This is a genomic window from Leucobacter shiyiweii (assembly GCF_052446065.1).
Taxonomy (GTDB): domain Bacteria; phylum Actinomycetota; class Actinomycetes; order Actinomycetales; family Microbacteriaceae; genus Leucobacter.
Map to the genome: position 1 here is coordinate 265,568 of NZ_CM127080.1, position 17,294 is coordinate 282,861.

Below are 17,294 nucleotides of genomic sequence, written 5' to 3' on the forward strand. Positions count from 1 at the left end.
GAGGAGTGCAAACGCATGGTGAACATGAATGCCTTCGTGTGGGTAGCAATCGCGATCGCCGTCGTGATCATCGTTGTGGCAGTCGGACTGGGTGTGTGGTGGGTGCGCGCATCTCGGGCGAGGCGCGAGCACGAGGCCCAGCTCCGGGGGCTCGGCGTGGGATTTGACTCGGATCGGGGTGTGCGGGCCGCGGGGGGCGCCGCCGCGCCTTTCGAGCCTGGCCTGACGCAGTCGGAGCCGAATGACACTGTGCGGGTGACGCCGCTCAGCGGCATCGATTTCGACTACGAGCGCCTCGCGGCCGAACCGTTCCAGGCGCCCCCAGGGGTACCTCTCGGGCAACCGGTCTCGGCAGAACCTTTTTCGTGGACCGCAGCGATCAGCGAGCACGAACCTTTCGAGCTTCCTGAAGTTGAGCCGCTGCCCGCGACTGCGGCCCCGCCGGCAGTGCGGTCGGTTCCTCGGGTCACTCCGGAACCTGCAGGTGCCGCCTCCATCACTGAGGCCAGTGATTTCACCGAAGACCTTGACCGCACGACGGTCGTTCGCCGCGAGTCTCGCGTCGCCGGGCACCTGGTACTTCCCGACGGAGAAGAGTTGCCGTTGCACCGCGATAACGTGGTCGGGCGCAGACCCGAGAGTGTTCCGGGCGTGCACGCGGTCGTCATCCCAGATCCCACGCGCACGCTCTCCAAGACGCACGCTCGGCTCAGTCATGACGGCGAGGGCTGGGTGGTGGAAGATCTCGACTCCACCAACGGCGTCGTGCTGCTGCACGACGACGGCCGCGAGCAAGAACTCGATCCGAGGCAGCCGGTCATCGCGACGCCCCGCATCTTGCTGGGTACCCTCGAAATTGAGATCCGTGACGCCGCTGAACGTGACTGACATGATCGATTCGGGTGATTCGACGACGCGTTCTTCAAGCGCAGAGCGCAGCGCGCTGCCCTCGATGATTCGTCGTTCCAGGCGTACCGCTCGACTGACACGGTGGGGTTTCGGTGCGACCCTGCTGGCGTGCGCGCTCGGTCTGTGGTGGATCGCGCTGCTCGCCTGGGGATAACTGGTCTACCCGCTCAAGGGCTCAAACTGAGCGTTGCAGCGGATGTCTCCGTCACCGTTCGCTCGATGCCCAGAGATCACGCGCGTGGCTAATGTGCTGGGCCAAGAGTCTCTCCGCAGCGGCTGCGTCTCCCCGCTGCAGGAGGTGAACGAGCTGGTGGTGCTCTCGGGAAGAGTCGGCAAGCCGCCCCTCACGGGCGAGGGCGAGAAGGCCGTACATGCGGGTGCGAAGGCGCAGTGAAGTCGCAAGTTCAACGAGTTGGTCATTGCCCGAAAATGAGAGCAGCAAGGCGTGAAACTCTCGGTCGCTGCGAAGATACTCCTCGAGATCCTTGCGTTCGGCGGCGTTTGTGCAAACATCCGCAAGGTGCAACAGCGCCGAAAATGCGGCATGTGGAATGTTGCCCACCACCATGTGCATGGTGGGCGGTTCGATGAGCAGGCGGATTTGGGCGAGATCGTCGAGTTCTTTCTCGCTCATGGCCGTGATCCGAAAGCCTTTGTTTTTCACCGTCTCGACGAGGCCCTCGCGAGCGAGGTCCATCATTGCTTCGCGAACAGGGGTCGCAGACACCCCGAGGGCCTGCCCGAGAGTGGGCGCCGACACGAGTGAACCCTCGGCGATTTCGCCGGTGACAATCGCGGTGCGCAGTTTGCCGAGCACAGTTTCACGCAGGTTCAGCGCACGCTTCTCTTCGATGAGCGGAAACGATGCCGGAGTCTCGGGGCGAGCCTCGGTGGGGGTCATGGGTGCTCCTCCAAGCTTCGCGGGGACTTAACACAGTGGTTCTCTACACAGAATGATTGCGGTTTTAGCTAGCTAGGCTAGCTTATTGATACGCGGACCTATAGTCGATGGTTCATAACTGAAGGAGCATTCCATGTCGATCCGAGATATTGAAGTCACCATGCCCGACGGCAGCGTGCGTCGTTTTGGCGACATTGCTCCGGGTGCGGCGCTGGTGGTGAACGTGGCCTCAAAGTGCGGGTTCACTCCGCAGTACGGCGGGTTGGAAGAACTGCATCAGGAGTTCGGCCCGCAAGGCCTCACCGTGATTGGCTTGCCGTGCAACCAGTTTATGAAGCAGGAGCCGGGCACCGCCGAGGAAATCGGTGAGTTCTGTCAGGTCAACTACGGGGTAACCTTTCCGCTTCTCGAGAAGGCAAAGGTGAACGGAAAGAACGCAGCCCCGCTCTTCAAAGAACTCAAGCATGGCAAGGATCCGATGGGCGTGGGCGGTCCAGTTGCCTGGAACTTCGAGAAGTTTGTGGTGAGCGCTGACCCGGCGGATGGTTCCGAGCCGACCATCGTGAGGTTCCGTTCCACCACGGAACCCCAGCACGAGTCGATGCGCGAGGCGATCAAGCGGGCCATCGGGTAAAGGTCACGCGAAAGCTATGCATCGGGTGAAAGCTTGTTGAACGCTCACCAGCGCCACAGACCGCGGGCGTAGTCTTGGAAGAGGGGCGCAGAGCACGCCCCGAGTTCGAAAGGTGGGGCGTGAAAACCGTCAGTTACAACCTGAGGAAAAACCGCGCGGTGGGAGAGATCGGTGAACTGGCCGATCAGCACGAAGTCGATATTCTTTGCCTGCAAGAGGCGGATTCGATCGCGCTCCCCGCGCATCTTGGGCATATGCGTCTCGTGCATGCCACCGAGAATAACCGTCTCGGTCTCGCCATGTATGTGCGGGAGGAGCGTTACGCTGTGCGGGCGGCGCACACGTTTCGCCTGAAGGAGTCGTTGCACGACCGGGTGCTTGCCCCGGCGCACGAGCGTCTGCTGGGGGCGCGCTTGCACGACCGCGAGACGGGGCGCGATATTGTCGCCGCATCGTTCCACGCGGCCCCGCTGACGGCGCTCAACTCGCTGCGGCGGCATCAGATTCACGCGGCGCTCGCCGAGTTGCGGGTACTCGGGCCGGGACTGCCCGCTTTGATGGTCGGTGACTACAACTATCCGGTGTTTCAGAGTCGGCTCGATCGCAATATGCGCGAGGCGGGATATGACCTGACCCTCAGCGATAAGCGCACCTATACGCGGTACAAGATGTTTCGCGGGCACTTCGACTTCGCCACCTCGTCAGGTATGAGCATCCAGAGCGTGCGCACGCTCGATCGCGGCACGAGTGACCATTTGCCAATCCTGGTACACGCCGCCCTCGACATCGAGACGCAGCAGCAACTCATCGACCGGGGCGCAGTAGACCTGTCGGCCGTTTAGGCGCTCCGCAAGATCGGTCTTGAGTCGCGAGTCACGCCAGGCCGGACGCGAGCAACACGGCATACTTGTGCGAGTGACGACCACCAGCACTGCGGCCCGTTTCAGCGCCATAACCTGGATCGCCCGTGCGCTCCTCGCGGCGTTTGGTGTCGTGCTCGCGCTCATCGTGCTCCTCCCGTCCGAAGGCCACCGAGTGCTCGGCCTCGTCGAGACTCTTGCTGGGATTGCGACCCGCGCGGGCATTTCCTATCAACTCGCCTTCGCGACCCTTGAGTTCGGCGCGAACATCGCGTTGTTCGTACCCCTCGGACTGCTTGTGCCGATTGCCTTCGCGAGTTCCCCGGGCAGTGGAATTCGAGGCATTGCACCGGCGACGCTTTTCGGCACAGTGTGTGTCGGGGCGGCGACCTCTGTGCTGATCGAGCTGGCACAGCAGGTCATACCCGGCCGAGTGAGCTCCCCCGCTGACGTGCTGGCCAACACGATGGGTACGGCGCTAGGTGTGCTGTTACTGATCGCACTGCGCCGAGGCTTCGTCAGTGGATCACGCCAGGCTCACACACGCTGAACCTCACAGCCGTGGCGGCGCGCGCGGGGTAATTCCTCCAATAAACTCAGGTGAGTGCCCGCACGCCGCCAACCGAACGGTTCCCGATGGTAAAGAAGAAGCAACTCGAAGTCGAGCTTGCGTACCTGCGCGGCCGTTTTGAGGCGCTTTTCGCGCACAGCCCCGACCTCAATTACTTCATAGACACGTCCGGCCAGGTCTTTGAGATCAGTTCAGCTGCGGGGCCGATTTTACGCTTCACTGCCGAACAGCTCCAGCAGATGTCTTATCTCGACCTGGTGTATGAACAGGATCGTGAGCTTGTCGAGCAGCGGTTCGCGAGCGTGCTGAGCGGCGAGGTCCAACGATTCGAAACCCGCCTCATAGATGTCGACGGCGTGCCGATCGAGTTCGAGATCCTCGCAATTCCGGTGCAGGAGGGGGGCGAGCTCGTCGGGGCATTTGGCGTGGCGCGCGACATTAGTCGGCGAAAGGACGTCGAGCGGCAACTTTTGGCGAGCGAGCAGCGTTACCGTGCTCTCTTCGACGACAATGTCGACGCGGTGCTCACCTACGACACCGAGGGGCGTTTCGTCGCGATCAACCACGCCACTGAGGTGATGATGGGGTATGACGCCGACGAACTCATCGGTCAGCCATTCCTGCCCTACATCGTCCCCGCGATGCGCGAGTACACGATCGAGCAGTTTATGAGTGTGAAGCAAGGCGATCCGGTGCAGTACGAGACGGCGATGTTTAATCGCGCCGGCGAGGTCGTTGACCTGCATATCACCGTGATCCCCATCATGGTCGACGGTGAAATGCAGGGCATCCACTGCGTCGGCAAAGACATCACGAAGCGGAAGCAGCTTGAAGCCGCGCTTAACGACATGGCGTATCACGACTACCTCACCGGCCTCCCGAATCAGCGCTCGATGAATCGCCATCTCGCGGAGCTCATGGCCGCGCACCTGCCCTTCGCGCTGTATATGTTGGATCTCGACCGTTTCAAATCGGTCAACGACAGCTGGGGTCACGAGACCGGTGACCTCCTGCTGAAGTCGGTGACAAAGCGTCTTGCCGCTCGCATTCCACAAAACGCGAGGCTCTTTCGCTACGGTGGCGACGAAATGGTCGCGGTGCTGCAGTCTGCCGAAGAATCAGAGGTGATGCGTTTTGCCGAGCAGCTCCAAGAACTTTTCGAAGAGTCGTTCGTGATCAAAGACCACGAGGTGGTCGCATCCGCAAGCATCGGCATCGCGACGTTCCCCGAAGACGGTGACCTGATCGACACCATTTTCAGGAAAGCCGACAACGCGATGTATTTTGCGAAGCAGCACGGCCGCAACACGCACGCCGTGTACCGCGCCATCGCTCGCGAGGGCGAAGAACAGTTGCTGCAGCTCGAGATCGAGCTGCGCGGTGCGCTGCGCGCGGGCGAGATGTCGGTGAGATATCAGCCGCAGGTCAACCTCAAGACGGGTGCGCTGCACGGGATCGAGGCCCTGCTGCGATGGGACAGCCCCCGGCTTGGCCCCATCACTCCCGAGGACTTCATCCCGATCGCCGAAGAGAGCGGCATCATCGTCGAGCTCGGAACCTGGGTGCTCGATACGGCATGTGCACAGCTGGCCGACTGGCGTGAGCGTGGGCTCGGACGGCTGAAGGTCTCGGTGAACGTCTCGATCCACCAGTTCTACCATGACGATTTTCTCGTGACGCTGCGGCGAACCCTCGAAAAATACGCGGTGGATCCCACGCAGCTCGTGCTCGAAATCACCGAGTCGATCGCTTCGAACGCCGATCTTGTGGTGACGCAGCTGATCGAGCTGAAGAAGATCGGGGTCGAGGTTGCGATAGACGACTTTGGCACCGGCTACAGCTCGCTGCAGTACCTCAAGAACTATCCGATTGATTATATGAAGATCGATCGCACCTTTCTTGAGGAAATGGAGACAAGTCAGGCTGATCGCGATCTGATCGCGACCATCATCACGCTGGCGCACAACCTGGGGCTGCAGACCGTCGCCGAGGGGGCCGAGACTGAGGCGCACATCGAATTCTTACGCGCGCACGAGTCCGAATTTGCCCAGGGCTTCTATTTCAGCGGACCGTTGACTGCGGCACAGTTCGAGCGGTGGATCGCAGAGCGTTAACCGTCGCTGCTCAGCGCGGCCTTCACTCGGTGTGCCTCGCGCAGCCCGCTTTCGATCGCCCCATCGATGAAGCCGCCCCAGAGATCTGCATTGTCGGTCGTCGCGAAGTGCACGAGCCCTGCGGGCTGTTGCAGTTCGGCGAGGTCGCGGGTGAGGGCGCCCGGTCGGTGGGTCATCCAGGTGGTGCGCGAGAGAGGATCTTTCATCCAGTCGTGCGCGGTCACTTCGAGGACCTGCAACCCCGGCCGCACCGCGTCAACGGCGCGCTGCACCTCACCCACGTTGGTGACGTCGAGTTGGGTGTGATCAGGGCCAAAGCCCACCAGGATCGTGTGTACGGTGCCGTCGGTGTCGGTGTCGGTGTCGGTGTCGGTGCCGCGGTACTCGCTTTTCAGCACCGAAATGGGATGGTGTTGCGTGCCGTAGGCCGCGAAGCGGGGTACGTGACCGCGCACCTTGATCCACACTTTGGTGCCCTGCGACGCGACAGTGTCTGAGTTCGCGCGCAGCCACGCCTCGGGGAGTGCGGGCTCCCACTCGATACCAGACACTGCGTTTATCGGAAGCGTGCTTATGAGCCGACGGGCGCGAATGTGCTCGCCCGTCGCAGTGGTGACGACCACCTCATCCTCCTCTTGCGTCACCGATACCACCCCGGTATTCAAGCGGATGTCGCCCCGCACATCCTCAGCGATCGCAGAGGTCCACGCCGACATGCCTCCGACTACCCGGTAGGTTGAGGAGGCCTCGTGCATGAGCTGCCAGTGCCCGCCGGTCGCCGCGACCCATCTGAGGGCGCTTGAAAGGCCCACCTGGTCGAGGCGCGCATTGACGTGTCCCACCCACACCGACTCGTTGGCGTGACGCGACTCCTCATCGAGTGCGAGCGAATCGAAGCGGTCTTGCAGGCTGAGATCGTCGAGCTCCGCAATCGGGCCGCCGAGCGGATCGGTCCCGCGCGGCATCACGGTGCGCACATCGTCGACCACCAGTTGCTGCCCCTCATCGATCAGGGTCATGAAGTCCGCGACTGAGCCCTGCCGGCGCTCGCCGCCGGCGCCCAGCCAGTACATCTCTTCGGCGGCGGGGCTGCGCACGATCTCGCGCTGATAGCGGGTCATCTCGGCCCACGTATGGGGCTGTACCCAATGCACCCAGGTGCCCCCGAGCTCGAGCTCGTGGCCGAGCCGACGCTCGGTCCAGGTGCGGCCCCCCACCCGGTCGCGTGCTTCGAGCACGAGCACGCGATAGCCTGCGGCGCCCAGTTCGCGCGCAGCCACAAGGCCCGCGAATCCGGCACCAATGACGATGACATCAACAGGTTGGGCAACAGTGTCCATGGGGTTCCTCACGAGGTCTGGGGGTCTGCTCAGGCTAGAGCTCTGCTGTCGGGGTGAGCATGCTCACGGTGTTGAAATTGGTGGATCGCCTCATACGTTTGTATGGGAATGGCCTCAGCTTGCGGGTAGCTCCCCGCACTCCACCGCCGCGCGCACCGCGAGCCAGCACTCTGCCGCATCCTCCATTGAGTTGAGATCACGACCGGTAATCGACTCGATGCGAGCGATGCGCGCGACCAGTGTCTGCCGGTGAATGAAGAGCCGCTCGGCCGCGCGCACCCAACTTCGGTTTTCCTCGAGAAAGACCTGCAGGGTGTGCACCAGCGGCGTCCCCCGGTGTTGGTCGTAAGCCTGAAGCGTGCCCAGAACCTGTTCGGCGAGTGCGCGCAACTGGCTCGTTTCGCTCGGCAGAAACAGCGACGGGGCCGTTCCCGTGTCAAACCGCACGACTTCAGCCTCGCCCGATTGCGTCGTTCTTGAAAGCGCAATTTGTGCTTGCCGGGCAGCGCCGGCGAGCCCTTCCAACTCGCTAAAGCCTGCGCTTACCCCCACCCTGCCGACGGCTTCGGAGAGGCCGATGAGGGCTTGATCCGCTGCCGCGTCTGCACCGGTGAGCAGCAACAGGTGCGCGTCTTTGATCGTCGCGATCGCGGGGATGTGCTCGGAGGAAAACAGTGCCTGTGCGCGCTCGACAAGAAGCTGCGTGAGTGGTTGCAGGCGGAGATCAAGCGGATCCACCGTGAGGTGGGGTCGACATTCGTCTACGTCACGCACGACCAGGAAGAAGCGCTGTCGATGTCTGATCGCATCGCTGTCTTCAACAACGGCAGGATCGAACAGGTTGGCTCTGCTGAGGAACTCTACGAGACTCCGCAGACACTGTTCGTGGGGCGGTTCCTGGGAGAATCAACGGTCCTGGTAGGGAAGGGTGTGGCCTCAGGGGCCGGGCGCACTGCGGTCGATGTGGCCGGCCACCGGATCGAGGCGGACGGCGTGCGCGACGAGGCGGATCTGGCGATCCTGATCCGCCCTGAAAACCTCCGACTCGAGCCAGCGGGTACACAGGTAACGGGGGATCGGAATTCGATTCCGGTCACGGTGCTCGATGTCACCTACCTGGGGTCGTCGCGTCGGTACACGGTGCGGTTGCCCGACGGTGCGCCGGGCACGGTGCGTTTGAGCAACGAGGCTCGGGCGTTCGGGCTGGGCGAGGACGCGGTCATGACCTGGGGCGTAGAGTCGGGTGTGCTACTCGTCGATACTGGCGAAGCAGGGGAGTCAGCAACGTAGTCGTGCCGGCTGCCGGCTGCTGGTTGTCGGCTGTTGCTCGCAAATTTTGAAGTTAGGAACTCATGGGGAGAGCGGGGTCAGCGCGCTCGCTGCGGACGGTGTCTCGCGAGGTACCCACGGTAACTGCAGCGTTCGCGCTCCTCGCGTTCCTGGGGCTCCTCGGATTAGCGGGCTGCGCGGGGGGTGCCGAGGCGGCGGGTGCCGTGGCAGAGGGGCAAGATGCCCGCGTCATCGCGCAGCTCGCCGAGATCGCCCCGCGCGACTCGGACATCGAAGACTCGGTCGACTCGGCCAGCGAGGCGAGCTCCGCGGGCGCGCCGGGCGCAGGTGAACGTACGGTCACCGCGACCGAGTGCTGGAAGCCGTCGGAGAACATGATCGACGATGAGACGTTCCGCGTGCTGTGCAGAGTGCACTTTGAGGAGGCCGAGGCGAAGCGGTACCGCGACATGATCTGCATCGGAAACGTGACGGAAGACCCGGTGACGGAATACTGCACTCGCTGGGCCTACTACAGCGAGATGCCTCGATATGAAGATCAGGCGGGTTACCGAGCGTCGTAATTGTCACGGTGCTTCCGTGTCAGTGGCATGCTTAAGGGTACGTACCGAGACACCCGCGCAGGCGGGCGTGATTCAGACCGGTCTTTCTGAGGCTGAGCTCCGATCCCCGCCCAACACGCAACTGCTGCGGCCACACCTGGAGGAACACGCATGAGCCTGGCACACACCATGAAAAGCGGGCTACGTGTCGGGGCCGCACTCGCGGTCGGCGCGGCGCTTCTCCTGACCGTGGGATGCTCGGGTCGAGACGACGGATCTGGAGCGGCAGGCGCAGGTGGCGACTCAACCTCAGCAGGCACGAAGGTCAACCAATTCGCCATCGTGACCCCCGAGAAGGAGTCGGATTACGGTTGGAATCAGCAGGGCATCTGGGCCGCGCAGGCGGCCGCAGACGAATTGGGCATCACCCTCGACGACAATTCGAACGTCGGGTACGACAACACCGAGACGGTCCTTACCCAGGTCGCCGAAGCTGGGAACGACCTCATCATCGCCCACGCCAGCGGGTTCAACGCCGCAGGTCACCGCGTCGGGCTGCAAACCGGGGTGCCCACCCTGGTGGTTGACTTCGACAAGAACGAGCCCGGCAAGGTCGCCACGGTCATCACCCAGGGTCAGGAGGGTGCGTACCTCGCGGGGGTCGCGGCGGCCCAGTCGACCGAGACGAACACGGTCGGCATCGTCGCCTCGGCCGAAGATCTGAACTGGTTCTTGATGGCCGGCGGCTTCGCGCAGGGTGTCTATAGTGTGGATCCCACGATCAACGTCGTTATCGCCTACGTGGGGCCCGCGGCGTACGGTGACTCGGCCGGCGGCCGGGCCGTAACTAGCCAGGTGATCGCGGCCGGAGCCGACGTGATCTTCGGCATGGGCGACGGCGCGACCATCGGATACCTGCAGGCCATCGAGACCGCCGGCACTCCATACCCGATCCGCTATATCGCGACCATTGGTGATGTCACAGAGATCGTAGAAGACCCGGACATGGTGCTCACGTCGGTGATCTGGAATTTCACGGACGCCTATGTGGCGGCAATTCAGGATGTCGAGGCGGGCACGTTCGGCACGCGCACCTACGAGCTGACAGTCGCCAACGGGGGCCTCTCGCTGCAAGACAGCCCCGCGCTCACGGGCGAGGTGGCGGATGCCGTCGACGCGGCGACCGCGGGCATCATCGATGGCAGCGTGCAGGTCACACGTGCCACCGATCTGGCCGCTGTGCAGGCGATCATCGACGCCAAAGGGCGGTAGACGGGTCGATGATTCGACTCATCGAGATCACGAAGTCGTTTCCGGGGATCATTGCCTGCGACTCAATTTCGTTCGACATTGCGCCCGGCGAGGTGCACTGTCTACTCGGCGAGAACGGGGCGGGAAAGTCGACCCTCATTAGCATGCTGGCCGGGCTGCAGCAGCCCGACTCGGGCACGATCGAGGTTGACGGGCGCCCCACGGCGCTCGCCTCGCCCGCGGTCTCGTTGGGACATGGCATTGGGGTCGTGTACCAGCACTCCTCGCTGATTCCCTCGATGACCGTGCTCGAGAATCTCATGCTCAGTGGCAGTGGCAGTGGCAGTGGCAGTGGCAGTAGCAGTAGCAATAGCAGCGTCGGCGGAAGAGTCGGCGGTGCGCGAGACACACAACCTTTCTGGCTCGACCGCTCTGGCGCTCGGGCCCGCCTCGCCGAGCTCGCAGATCTGCTGGGCGCCAAGATCGACCCCGACATGCGCGCGGGTGATCTGGGCCTTGGACAGCAGCAGCAGGTCGAGATAGCGCGCGCGATGTGGCACGGCTCGCGGGTGCTCATTCTTGACGAGCCCACCTCGATGCTGACGCCGCTGGCGGTCGAGCACCTGTTCGCGAGCCTGACCCGGTTGAAGGCGCAGGGTCTTGCGGTGGTCTTTGTCACGCACAAGCTGCACGAGGCGCTCGCGGTGGGTGATGCGGTCACGGTGCTGCGCGCTGGGAGGGTCTCCGGTCGGATTGCGCCGGGCGAGATGCGGGCGTTGACTCCGGCCCAGTTGCAGGCGCGGATCCTCGCGGGCATGTTTGGTGCGGATCCGGCAGGCCCGGCACCGGCCAAGACAATTTCGGCCACGTGGCAACCGGAGCGCGCCGCCGGCCCGGTGACGCTGAAACTGCGCAGCCTCACCACCCGGGCGCGCTCGGGCGAGACACCGTTGGTCGACGTGAGCGTCGCGATCCACCAGGGAGAGATCGTGGGCGTCGCAGGGATCGACGGACACGGCCAGGCGCATCTCGCAGAGGCGATCGCGGGGCAGATCACGCTCATTTCGGGAAGCATCGCGCTGGACTCGCGTGACATTACGCGGCTCTCGGTGAAGGAACGACAGCGCCTGGGGGTGCGTTACGTCACCGACGATCGGCTGAACGAGGGCATCGTCGGCTCGCTCAGCGTGGCGCTCAATCTGGTGCTGAAGAAGATTGGGGAGCGTCCGTTTTGGAGCTGGGGGCGAATGAACGCTGCCGCGGTGCACGACGAGGCCGACGCGAGGATCGTCGAGTACGACATTCGCACCCCCTCTGCGGAGACTCGGGCGGGGACGCTCTCTGGCGGCAACATTCAGAAGATTCTCCTCGCGCGCGAGCTCTCTCATGCGCCGCGCGCGGTTGTCTTCCACAAGCCCACCGCCGGGCTCGACCTGAAGACCGTGCAGAAGGTGTGGGACTCCATTCGGGAGTTTGCCGGCGGCGGGGGAGCCGCGCTCGTCATCTCCACTGACCTCGACGAGTTGGTATCGCTCGCGGATCGGATCGTCGTGATGTCGGGCGGGCAGCTCGTCGGCGAGGTATCGTGCGGCGGGGATCGCGTGGCCGAGCGCGTGGGGGAGCTCATGGTCGGGCATCGGGCGGAGCGCCGATGAAGAGTTCGCCAGTGAACCAGCCGCCCCTGCAGGCCGCCGGTAAGCAGGCCGCCGAATCGCATAGCCGCCTGAGTCGTCAGCTGTACTCGGGCTTGCAGGTGCTGATCCGCACGCTCGCCCCCATCGTGCTAGCTCTCGTGGCAGCGGGCGGCATCATCTGGGCGATGGGGGTCAACCCGGTGCAGTTCTATGGCGACGTTCTCGCTCTCGGCCTGGGAGCTACCGGTTGGCAGAAGTCGCTCACGCTCATGGCTCCGCTGCTGCTCATCGCGCTCGGCCTGATCGTCGCTTTCCGCGCTCAGCTTTGGAACCTCAGCTTCAGCGGTACCTACCTTCTTGCGGCCGCGGTGGTGGCGGGCGCGGCGCCGGCCGTCATGCAGGCGCTGCCGTTTCTGCCCGGCGTGCTGCTGCTGTGTGTGATGGCGCTCGCTGTCGGCGCGGCGCTCGGCTTCCTCCCCGCGATTCTGAAAGCGAAGTACGGCACGAACGAGATTGTGACGAGCCTCATGATGTCGTTCATCGCGATCGGGGCCGCGAACCTGCTCGTGAAGGGCCCGTTCCAAGACCCCGGGGTCACGGTGCCGCAAACGCGGGTGCTCGATCTCGGGCTGATGCTACCGTTTATTCCGGGCACCCGCATTCACGTCGGCTTCGTCATCGCGCTCGTCATCGTGCTCGTGTTTCACGTGATCCTGACGCGTTCGGCCTTTGGCCTGAAGATCGACGTACTCGGCGCGAGCCCGAAGGCCGCGATGCACGCAGGCATCAACGTGAAGCGCCTGATCGTGGTGGTGTTTCTGCTCTCCTCGGGCCTGATCGCGCTCGCTGGCGCACTCGACATGCTGGGCCTCTGGGGCTACATGCGCACCGGATTCAATCCCACCTACGGAGACAAGATCCTGCCGTTCGTGTTTCTCGCTCGGCTCAGCCCGCTCGGGTCGATCCCGCTCGTCGCTTTCTACGCAGTGCTGGCAACGGGCGGCACGATCGCCGCTCAGCGGGTCGGCCTCTCGGTCGACTTTCTACTCATCATCGTGGCGCTGATCCTCTTCTTCATGACGCTCATTGAACTCGTCGGCACGCGTCGCGACCTCGGCAAGAGCTACCTCCCGGCGGGTCTCTTCTCGCGGGCGACGCGGGTGGGCGGCGCATCGTGATCCACCTGTTTTCTGAAGCCATGCTCACTGCATTTGTGCTTGCGGCGCTCGCGAGCGCGATGCCGTTGCTGCTCGCGGCGGTCGGCGAGACCGTCGGTGAGCAGTCGGGGGTGCTGAACCTCGGTGTCGAGGGGCTGCTGCTGGTCGGCGGCTACTTCGGCTTCGTCGCGACCCTGGCGACCGGAAGCTTCTGGCTGGGCTTCCTCGTCGGGGCCCTCGCGGGCGCCGCGCTTTCGGTGATCATGCTGCTGCTGTCGGTATTGCTGGGGCTGAACCAGATCGTTGTGGGTCTGGGTATCACGCTCGCCGGAACCGGCCTCACCAGCGTGTTGTACGATTTTAATTACGGGGATTCGAAGCCGCGGCTGGGGCTCGCAGAGTCGTGGCGGATCCCTCTTCTCAGCGACATCCCCGTGCTGGGGGAGAGCCTGTTTTCGCAGCCCGGCATCTTCGTCATCTCGCTGCTGCTCTTCATGCTGACGTGGGTGTGGATCACGCGAACGACCGGAGGGCTGCGACTGCGTGCGGCGGGCCAGATGCCGGCGGCGCTTGACGCGGCGGGCGGGAACGTCACGCTGACGCGCGCTGCGGCGGTGCTCTTCGGTGGTGCTCTCGCAGGGCTCGGCGGCGCATATTTGGCGCTGATCTCTGCGGGTACCTTCACGCCAGGCATGACGCACGGGCTTGGATTCCTGGTGATTGTCGTGGCGATGCTGGGGCGGGGTCGTTTGCCGTGGGTGCTCGCGATCGCGGTCGTTTACGGGCTGCTCGTGGCGCTGGGTACGGTGCTGCAGCTGACCACAGTGGATCTGCCCAACGACGTCATCACCATGTTGCCGTTCGTGGTGGTGATGGTGGTGTTGACGCTGTTCCCGCGGTCGTCGGCGCTACCGCCCGCGCTCGCTACGCCCTACGTGCGCGGGGCGCGCTGAGCCGCTCGTCATCGCGTGCTAGGTGGACGGCCGCGCAGGGTTCGAAGCTGGTGAACCCTGCGCCGCCGCCCACCTGAGTTGGGGGATCGCTGAACTCCACGCCGGCGCGCATCGGGTGGACGGCCGCGCACGGTTCAAAGCCGGTGAACCCTGCGCCGCCGCCCACACGGCAACTGGTGGGCCGGGAAGCCTACTTGTAAACGACGTAGACCTTTGACAGGGGTTCGGTAACGTTCCAGGTGCCCGTCCAGCCCTCCGGGAAGACTGCGAGGTCGCCCGCTTCGATTTCCTGTGGCTCTTCGCCATCGCGGGTCACAGTCATCTTGCCGCCGAGCACGTAGATGACTTCTCCGCCCTCGTCGAACGACCAGCGCGAGAGCCCTGTGGCGGTCTCCCACGTGCCGGCATGGAGGTTACCGTTCTCGGTGGAGAAGAGGTTGAACGTCTTCGTCTCGATCTCTGCGCCGAGCGGATCCGCCATGGGCTGCTGCAGCGGCTCAATCGCCTTCTGCGCGTCTGTGACTGATGAAATGTGGCTGATATGTGCCATGTGTTGCTCCTTTTAGGTGAGGGACTGAAGGGGTGCTTGGTGCGGGTGAGGGGCTGAAGGGGTTCTTGGTGCAGGTGAGGGGCTGAAGGGGTAATCGCTTCGGGTGGACGAGCGTGCAGGGTTCGAAGGCGATGAAGCCTGCGCCCTCGTCAGCCCGGGTTCTTGCGGGAGCCGCCGAGCGGGGCAGACCTCACTGCAGTACCTCGACCCCTACTGCAGCACCTCGACGATTTCGACGGGTTCGATGCGGCGCCCGGTGTAGAACGGCGTCTCCTCCCGAGCATGCCGCCGGGCATCGACCGCGCGCAACGCGCGCATCATATCGACGAGGTCGGTCAGCTCGTCGGCCTCCATGGGCAGCAACCACTCGTAGTCGCCGAGCGCGAAGGCCGAGACCGTGTTGGCCAGCACTCCGGTAAAGGCGGCTCCGGCGCGCCCGTGCTCACCGAGCATACGGCTGCGCTCGGCGGGATCGAGCAGGTACCACTCGAGTGATCGCACGAACGGATACACGGTCATCCATTGCTTCGGCTCGATGCCGCGCACGAACCCGGGAGCGTGCGACCGGTTGAACTCTGCTTCGCGGTGCACTCCGACGGCACCCCAGACGCGGATGAGTGGCTTGAGTAACGCCGTGCGTCGCAGCTGGCGCAACGCCCACTGCAGATCTTCAGCGGCCCCACCGTGCAGCCACACCATTAGGTCGGCGTCAGCGCGCATGCCGCTCACGTCATACCATCCGCGCAGGGTCACGTTCATGCCCTCGATCTCGTCCATCACGTCTTCGATCTCGCGCACGGCACCCTCGACGTCGCGCCCATCAAACACCTCCGGGTGCGACGAGCTCACCCGAAACACGGCGAACAGAGTGAATGGTTGACCCGCGCCGGGCAGGTCGACACTGTCGGCCGCTGCCGCCTCCGCGACGTGCGCGGCGTGCGCAGGGGCCGAATCGGTGGGGCTGGCGGGGACTGAGGGTGCGTCTATGTGATTCATTCTCCTATTATGCTCGGACGCTAGCGTGCTCTCCGGTATTCGAGGTTAAGCGAGCACACTTGCTCTCGGGCAGGTTTCATCTGCTGCCAAAGTATGTTGCTGCATCGAGACACTCGCGCGAATATTCCTCGCGTGTGATCGTCTTCAGCGCATGAGGGTCTAGAGTCACCTGCCGCCATAAACTGGGCGCATGACCGAGGCCAACCAGCAGCACCGCACCCCCACAACGGGCCCAGACTTCGCCGACCTGCGCGCGGCGCTCGGCGAACGCCTCACCACCGACCCCGCACTGATCGCGAACGTGGCGCGCGACAGTTCCCGCTATGAGCCCGAGGGGAGCCCTGCGGCGCTCGTCACCGCACGCGACACCGCAGACGTGCAGGCCACGCTCGCCTGGGCGAACGAGCACGGGGTGCCGGTGTCGGTGCGGGGCGCGGGCACAGGCCTCGCCGGGGGCGCCGCGGGGTACGACGGCGGGCTGATCCTCTCGCTCGCCGAAATGAACCAGATCATCAGCATCGACCCGGCGGATCGCCTCGCCGACGTGCAGCCCGGCGTGATCACGGCGGTGCTCGACGACGCGGCTCGGCAGCACGGGCTCTTCTTCCCGCCAGACCCGGCGAGCGCCCGCACTTCGACGGTCGGGGGCAACATCGCGACGAACGCCGGCGGGCTCCGCTGCATCGCGCACGGGGTGACGCGCGACGCGGTGGCGGCGCTCGAGGTGGTGCTGGCGGATGGCACCGTGATCCATACGGGAGCACGCACGCGGAAAAATGTGGTCGGGCTCGACCTGACCAGCCTGTTTGTCGGGTCGGAGGGCACGCTCGGGGTGATCACGCAGGCGACGGTGCGTCTGAAGTCGGTGCCCGAGGGGCCGGTGCGCACGTTCCGCGCGAGCTTCGACGCGATTGGGGCGGCGGGCGACGCGGTGACCGAGATCGTGGGCAGCGCGGTGCAGGTCGAGGTGCTCGAGTTGCTCGACGCGGAGAGCGTGCAGCTGATTGAGCAGTACCAGCCGTCGGGGCTCCAGGTGCCCGGGGCTGCGGTGCTGATCGGGCAGTGCGTGGGCCCGGGGGCGGATCACGCGGCCCGTCGGGTGGTCGAGATCTGCGCACGGCACGGCGCCACGGAGGCGACCGACCTCGCCGACGAGTCGCTGCTCGAGGCGCGGCGCATTGCGAACCCGGCGTTGCGTGCGGCGGGGTTGCGAGTCTCGTGTGATGTCGGGGTGCCGGTGAGTCGGCTCGCCGAGATGTTTGCGGGCATCGAGCGCGTGGCCGAACAGCATGGGCGGCGGGTGTCGGTGGTCGCGCACGCGGGAGATGGCAACCTGCACCCGACGGTCGAGGCGGCGGATACGCCCGAGGGATACCGCGTCGCTGCGATCGTGCTCGATGACATCACGCGACTCGCGCTGTCACTCGGCGGCACCATCAGTGGCGAGCACGGTATCGGCGCGGTGAAGCGGCACGAGTTGCCGTGGCAACTTGACGCGGGCGCGCTCGCCGCCCAGCGCGCGATCAAGCTCGCGCTTGATCCACGGGGCATCCTGACGCCTGGGCGCGCGCTGTAACGCGTGCTCGGGTGCG

Annotated in this window: 18 protein-coding genes; 13 read left to right on the top strand and 5 right to left on the bottom strand. The window is 64.6% G+C overall.

Going from position 1 to position 17,294, the window contains the following annotated elements; all coding sequences use genetic code 11:
* The first annotated feature begins 15 nt into the window (after positions 1–15).
* Positions 16–888 carry an FHA domain-containing protein gene (locus tag ACTNFJ_RS01285; RefSeq protein WP_435907109.1) on the top strand — a complete coding sequence of 291 codons (873 nt, stop codon included), beginning with the start codon at positions 16–18 and terminating at the stop codon, positions 886–888.
* Complete coding sequence (locus ACTNFJ_RS01290; protein WP_435907108.1) at positions 881–1,063, top strand: hypothetical protein; 183 nt, start codon at positions 881–883, stop codon at positions 1,061–1,063. The genes ACTNFJ_RS01285 and ACTNFJ_RS01290 overlap by 8 nt, the downstream gene beginning before the upstream one ends.
* Before the next feature lie 51 nt (positions 1,064–1,114).
* Here ACTNFJ_RS01290 and ACTNFJ_RS01295 read toward each other — a convergent pair whose 3' ends face one another.
* On the bottom strand, positions 1,115–1,810 hold the full coding sequence (locus tag ACTNFJ_RS01295) for a GntR family transcriptional regulator (protein WP_435907107.1): 696 nt from the start codon (positions 1,808–1,810) through the stop codon (positions 1,115–1,117).
* A gap of 133 nt (positions 1,811–1,943) precedes the next feature.
* Here ACTNFJ_RS01295 and ACTNFJ_RS01300 point away from each other — a divergent pair, with 133 nt between their 5' ends.
* The 4 genes from ACTNFJ_RS01300 to ACTNFJ_RS01315 all read left to right on the top strand — a co-directional run bounded on the left by ACTNFJ_RS01300 (position 1,944) and on the right by ACTNFJ_RS01315 (position 5,989).
* Complete coding sequence (locus tag ACTNFJ_RS01300; RefSeq protein ID WP_435907106.1) at positions 1,944–2,444, top strand: glutathione peroxidase; 501 nt, start codon at positions 1,944–1,946, stop codon at positions 2,442–2,444.
* Positions 2,445–2,563: 119 nt separating this feature from the next.
* Positions 2,564–3,286, top strand: coding sequence for an endonuclease/exonuclease/phosphatase family protein (locus ACTNFJ_RS01305; RefSeq protein ID WP_435907105.1), 723 nt, complete (start codon positions 2,564–2,566; stop codon positions 3,284–3,286).
* 73 nt (positions 3,287–3,359) lie between these two features.
* Positions 3,360–3,854: a VanZ family protein gene (locus ACTNFJ_RS01310; protein ID WP_435907104.1), complete on the top strand. Its 495-nt coding sequence runs from the start codon at positions 3,360–3,362 to the stop codon at positions 3,852–3,854.
* Positions 3,855–3,940: 86 nt separating this feature from the next.
* Positions 3,941–5,989, top strand: a complete 2,049-nt coding sequence (locus ACTNFJ_RS01315; RefSeq protein ID WP_435907103.1) for a putative bifunctional diguanylate cyclase/phosphodiesterase — start codon at positions 3,941–3,943, stop codon at positions 5,987–5,989.
* Here ACTNFJ_RS01315 and ACTNFJ_RS01320 read toward each other — a convergent pair.
* Both ACTNFJ_RS01320 and ACTNFJ_RS01325 read right to left on the bottom strand, forming a co-directional pair.
* On the bottom strand, positions 5,986–7,329 hold the full coding sequence (locus ACTNFJ_RS01320) for a flavin monoamine oxidase family protein (RefSeq protein ID WP_435907102.1): 1,344 nt from the start codon (positions 7,327–7,329) through the stop codon (positions 5,986–5,988). The two genes, ACTNFJ_RS01315 and ACTNFJ_RS01320, sit on opposite strands and share 4 nt — an antisense overlap.
* Before the next feature lie 114 nt (positions 7,330–7,443).
* Positions 7,444–8,103, bottom strand: a complete 660-nt coding sequence (locus ACTNFJ_RS01325; protein ID WP_435907101.1) for a PucR family transcriptional regulator — start codon at positions 8,101–8,103, stop codon at positions 7,444–7,446.
* Between the two features lie 21 nt (positions 8,104–8,124).
* Here ACTNFJ_RS01325 and ACTNFJ_RS01330 point away from each other — a divergent pair, with 21 nt between their 5' ends.
* The 6 genes from ACTNFJ_RS01330 (at position 8,125) to ACTNFJ_RS01355 (ending at position 14,156) form a co-directional block, all read left to right on the top strand.
* Positions 8,125–8,619 (top strand): TOBE domain-containing protein, encoded by a 495-nt coding sequence (locus ACTNFJ_RS01330; RefSeq protein WP_435907100.1) that lies wholly within the window; start codon positions 8,125–8,127, stop codon positions 8,617–8,619.
* A 98-nt stretch (positions 8,620–8,717) separates the two neighbouring features.
* Positions 8,718–9,182, top strand: coding sequence for a hypothetical protein (locus ACTNFJ_RS01335; protein ID WP_435907099.1), 465 nt, complete (start codon positions 8,718–8,720; stop codon positions 9,180–9,182).
* Between the two features lie 150 nt (positions 9,183–9,332).
* Positions 9,333–10,433 (top strand): putative B6 ABC transporter substrate-binding protein, encoded by a 1,101-nt coding sequence (locus ACTNFJ_RS01340; RefSeq protein WP_435907098.1) that lies wholly within the window; start codon positions 9,333–9,335, stop codon positions 10,431–10,433.
* 8 nt (positions 10,434–10,441) lie between these two features.
* Entirely contained in the window at positions 10,442–12,067 is a 1,626-nt protein-coding gene (locus ACTNFJ_RS01345; RefSeq protein ID WP_435907097.1) for an ABC transporter ATP-binding protein, read from the top strand.
* Positions 12,064–13,224: a putative B6 ABC transporter permease subunit 2 gene (locus ACTNFJ_RS01350; RefSeq protein ID WP_435907096.1), complete on the top strand. Its 1,161-nt coding sequence runs from the start codon at positions 12,064–12,066 to the stop codon at positions 13,222–13,224. Before ACTNFJ_RS01345 ends, ACTNFJ_RS01350 begins: the two co-directional genes overlap by 4 nt.
* 20 nt (positions 13,225–13,244) lie before the next feature.
* Entirely contained in the window at positions 13,245–14,156 is a 912-nt protein-coding gene (locus ACTNFJ_RS01355) for an ABC transporter permease (protein ID WP_435907095.1), read from the top strand.
* Positions 14,157–14,346: 190 nt separating this feature from the next.
* On the opposite strand, the gene ACTNFJ_RS01360 is transcribed toward ACTNFJ_RS01355, so the two are convergent.
* Positions 14,347–14,706 (bottom strand): cupin domain-containing protein, encoded by a 360-nt coding sequence (locus ACTNFJ_RS01360; protein WP_435907094.1) that lies wholly within the window; start codon positions 14,704–14,706, stop codon positions 14,347–14,349.
* A 210-nt stretch (positions 14,707–14,916) separates the two neighbouring features.
* Entirely contained in the window at positions 14,917–15,702 is a 786-nt protein-coding gene (gene hemQ, locus ACTNFJ_RS01365; protein WP_435907093.1) for a hydrogen peroxide-dependent heme synthase, read from the bottom strand.
* A gap of 190 nt (positions 15,703–15,892) precedes the next feature.
* Here hemQ and ACTNFJ_RS01370 point away from each other — a divergent pair, with 190 nt between their 5' ends.
* On the top strand, positions 15,893–17,278 hold the full coding sequence (locus tag ACTNFJ_RS01370; RefSeq protein WP_435907092.1) for an FAD-binding oxidoreductase: 1,386 nt from the start codon (positions 15,893–15,895) through the stop codon (positions 17,276–17,278).
* Positions 17,279–17,294: the final 16 nt, after the last annotated feature.

Excerpts from the sequence above, each read along its gene's own strand:
- ACTNFJ_RS01320 (WP_435907102.1), bottom strand. The coding sequence starts at position 7,329 with ATGGACACTGTTGCCCAACCTGTTGATGTCATCGTCATTGGTGCCGGA.
- ACTNFJ_RS01315 (WP_435907103.1), top strand. The coding sequence starts at position 3,941 with ATGGTAAAGAAGAAGCAACTCGAAGTCGAGCTTGCGTACCTGCGCGGC.
- hemQ (WP_435907093.1), bottom strand. The coding sequence starts at position 15,702 with ATGAATCACATAGACGCACCCTCAGTCCCCGCCAGCCCCACCGATTCG.
- ACTNFJ_RS01285 (WP_435907109.1), top strand. The coding sequence starts at position 16 with ATGGTGAACATGAATGCCTTCGTGTGGGTAGCAATCGCGATCGCCGTC.
- ACTNFJ_RS01300 (WP_435907106.1), top strand. The coding sequence starts at position 1,944 with ATGTCGATCCGAGATATTGAAGTCACCATGCCCGACGGCAGCGTGCGT.
- ACTNFJ_RS01345 (WP_435907097.1), top strand. The coding sequence starts at position 10,442 with ATGATTCGACTCATCGAGATCACGAAGTCGTTTCCGGGGATCATTGCC.
- ACTNFJ_RS01370 (WP_435907092.1), top strand. The coding sequence starts at position 15,893 with ATGACCGAGGCCAACCAGCAGCACCGCACCCCCACAACGGGCCCAGAC.
- ACTNFJ_RS01340 (WP_435907098.1), top strand. The coding sequence starts at position 9,333 with ATGAGCCTGGCACACACCATGAAAAGCGGGCTACGTGTCGGGGCCGCA.
- ACTNFJ_RS01350 (WP_435907096.1), top strand. The coding sequence starts at position 12,064 with ATGAAGAGTTCGCCAGTGAACCAGCCGCCCCTGCAGGCCGCCGGTAAG.
- ACTNFJ_RS01360 (WP_435907094.1), bottom strand. The coding sequence starts at position 14,706 with ATGGCACATATCAGCCACATTTCATCAGTCACAGACGCGCAGAAGGCG.
- ACTNFJ_RS01355 (WP_435907095.1), top strand. The coding sequence starts at position 13,245 with ATGCTCACTGCATTTGTGCTTGCGGCGCTCGCGAGCGCGATGCCGTTG.
- ACTNFJ_RS01330 (WP_435907100.1), top strand. The coding sequence starts at position 8,125 with ATGTCTGATCGCATCGCTGTCTTCAACAACGGCAGGATCGAACAGGTT.
- ACTNFJ_RS01295 (WP_435907107.1), bottom strand. The coding sequence starts at position 1,810 with ATGACCCCCACCGAGGCTCGCCCCGAGACTCCGGCATCGTTTCCGCTC.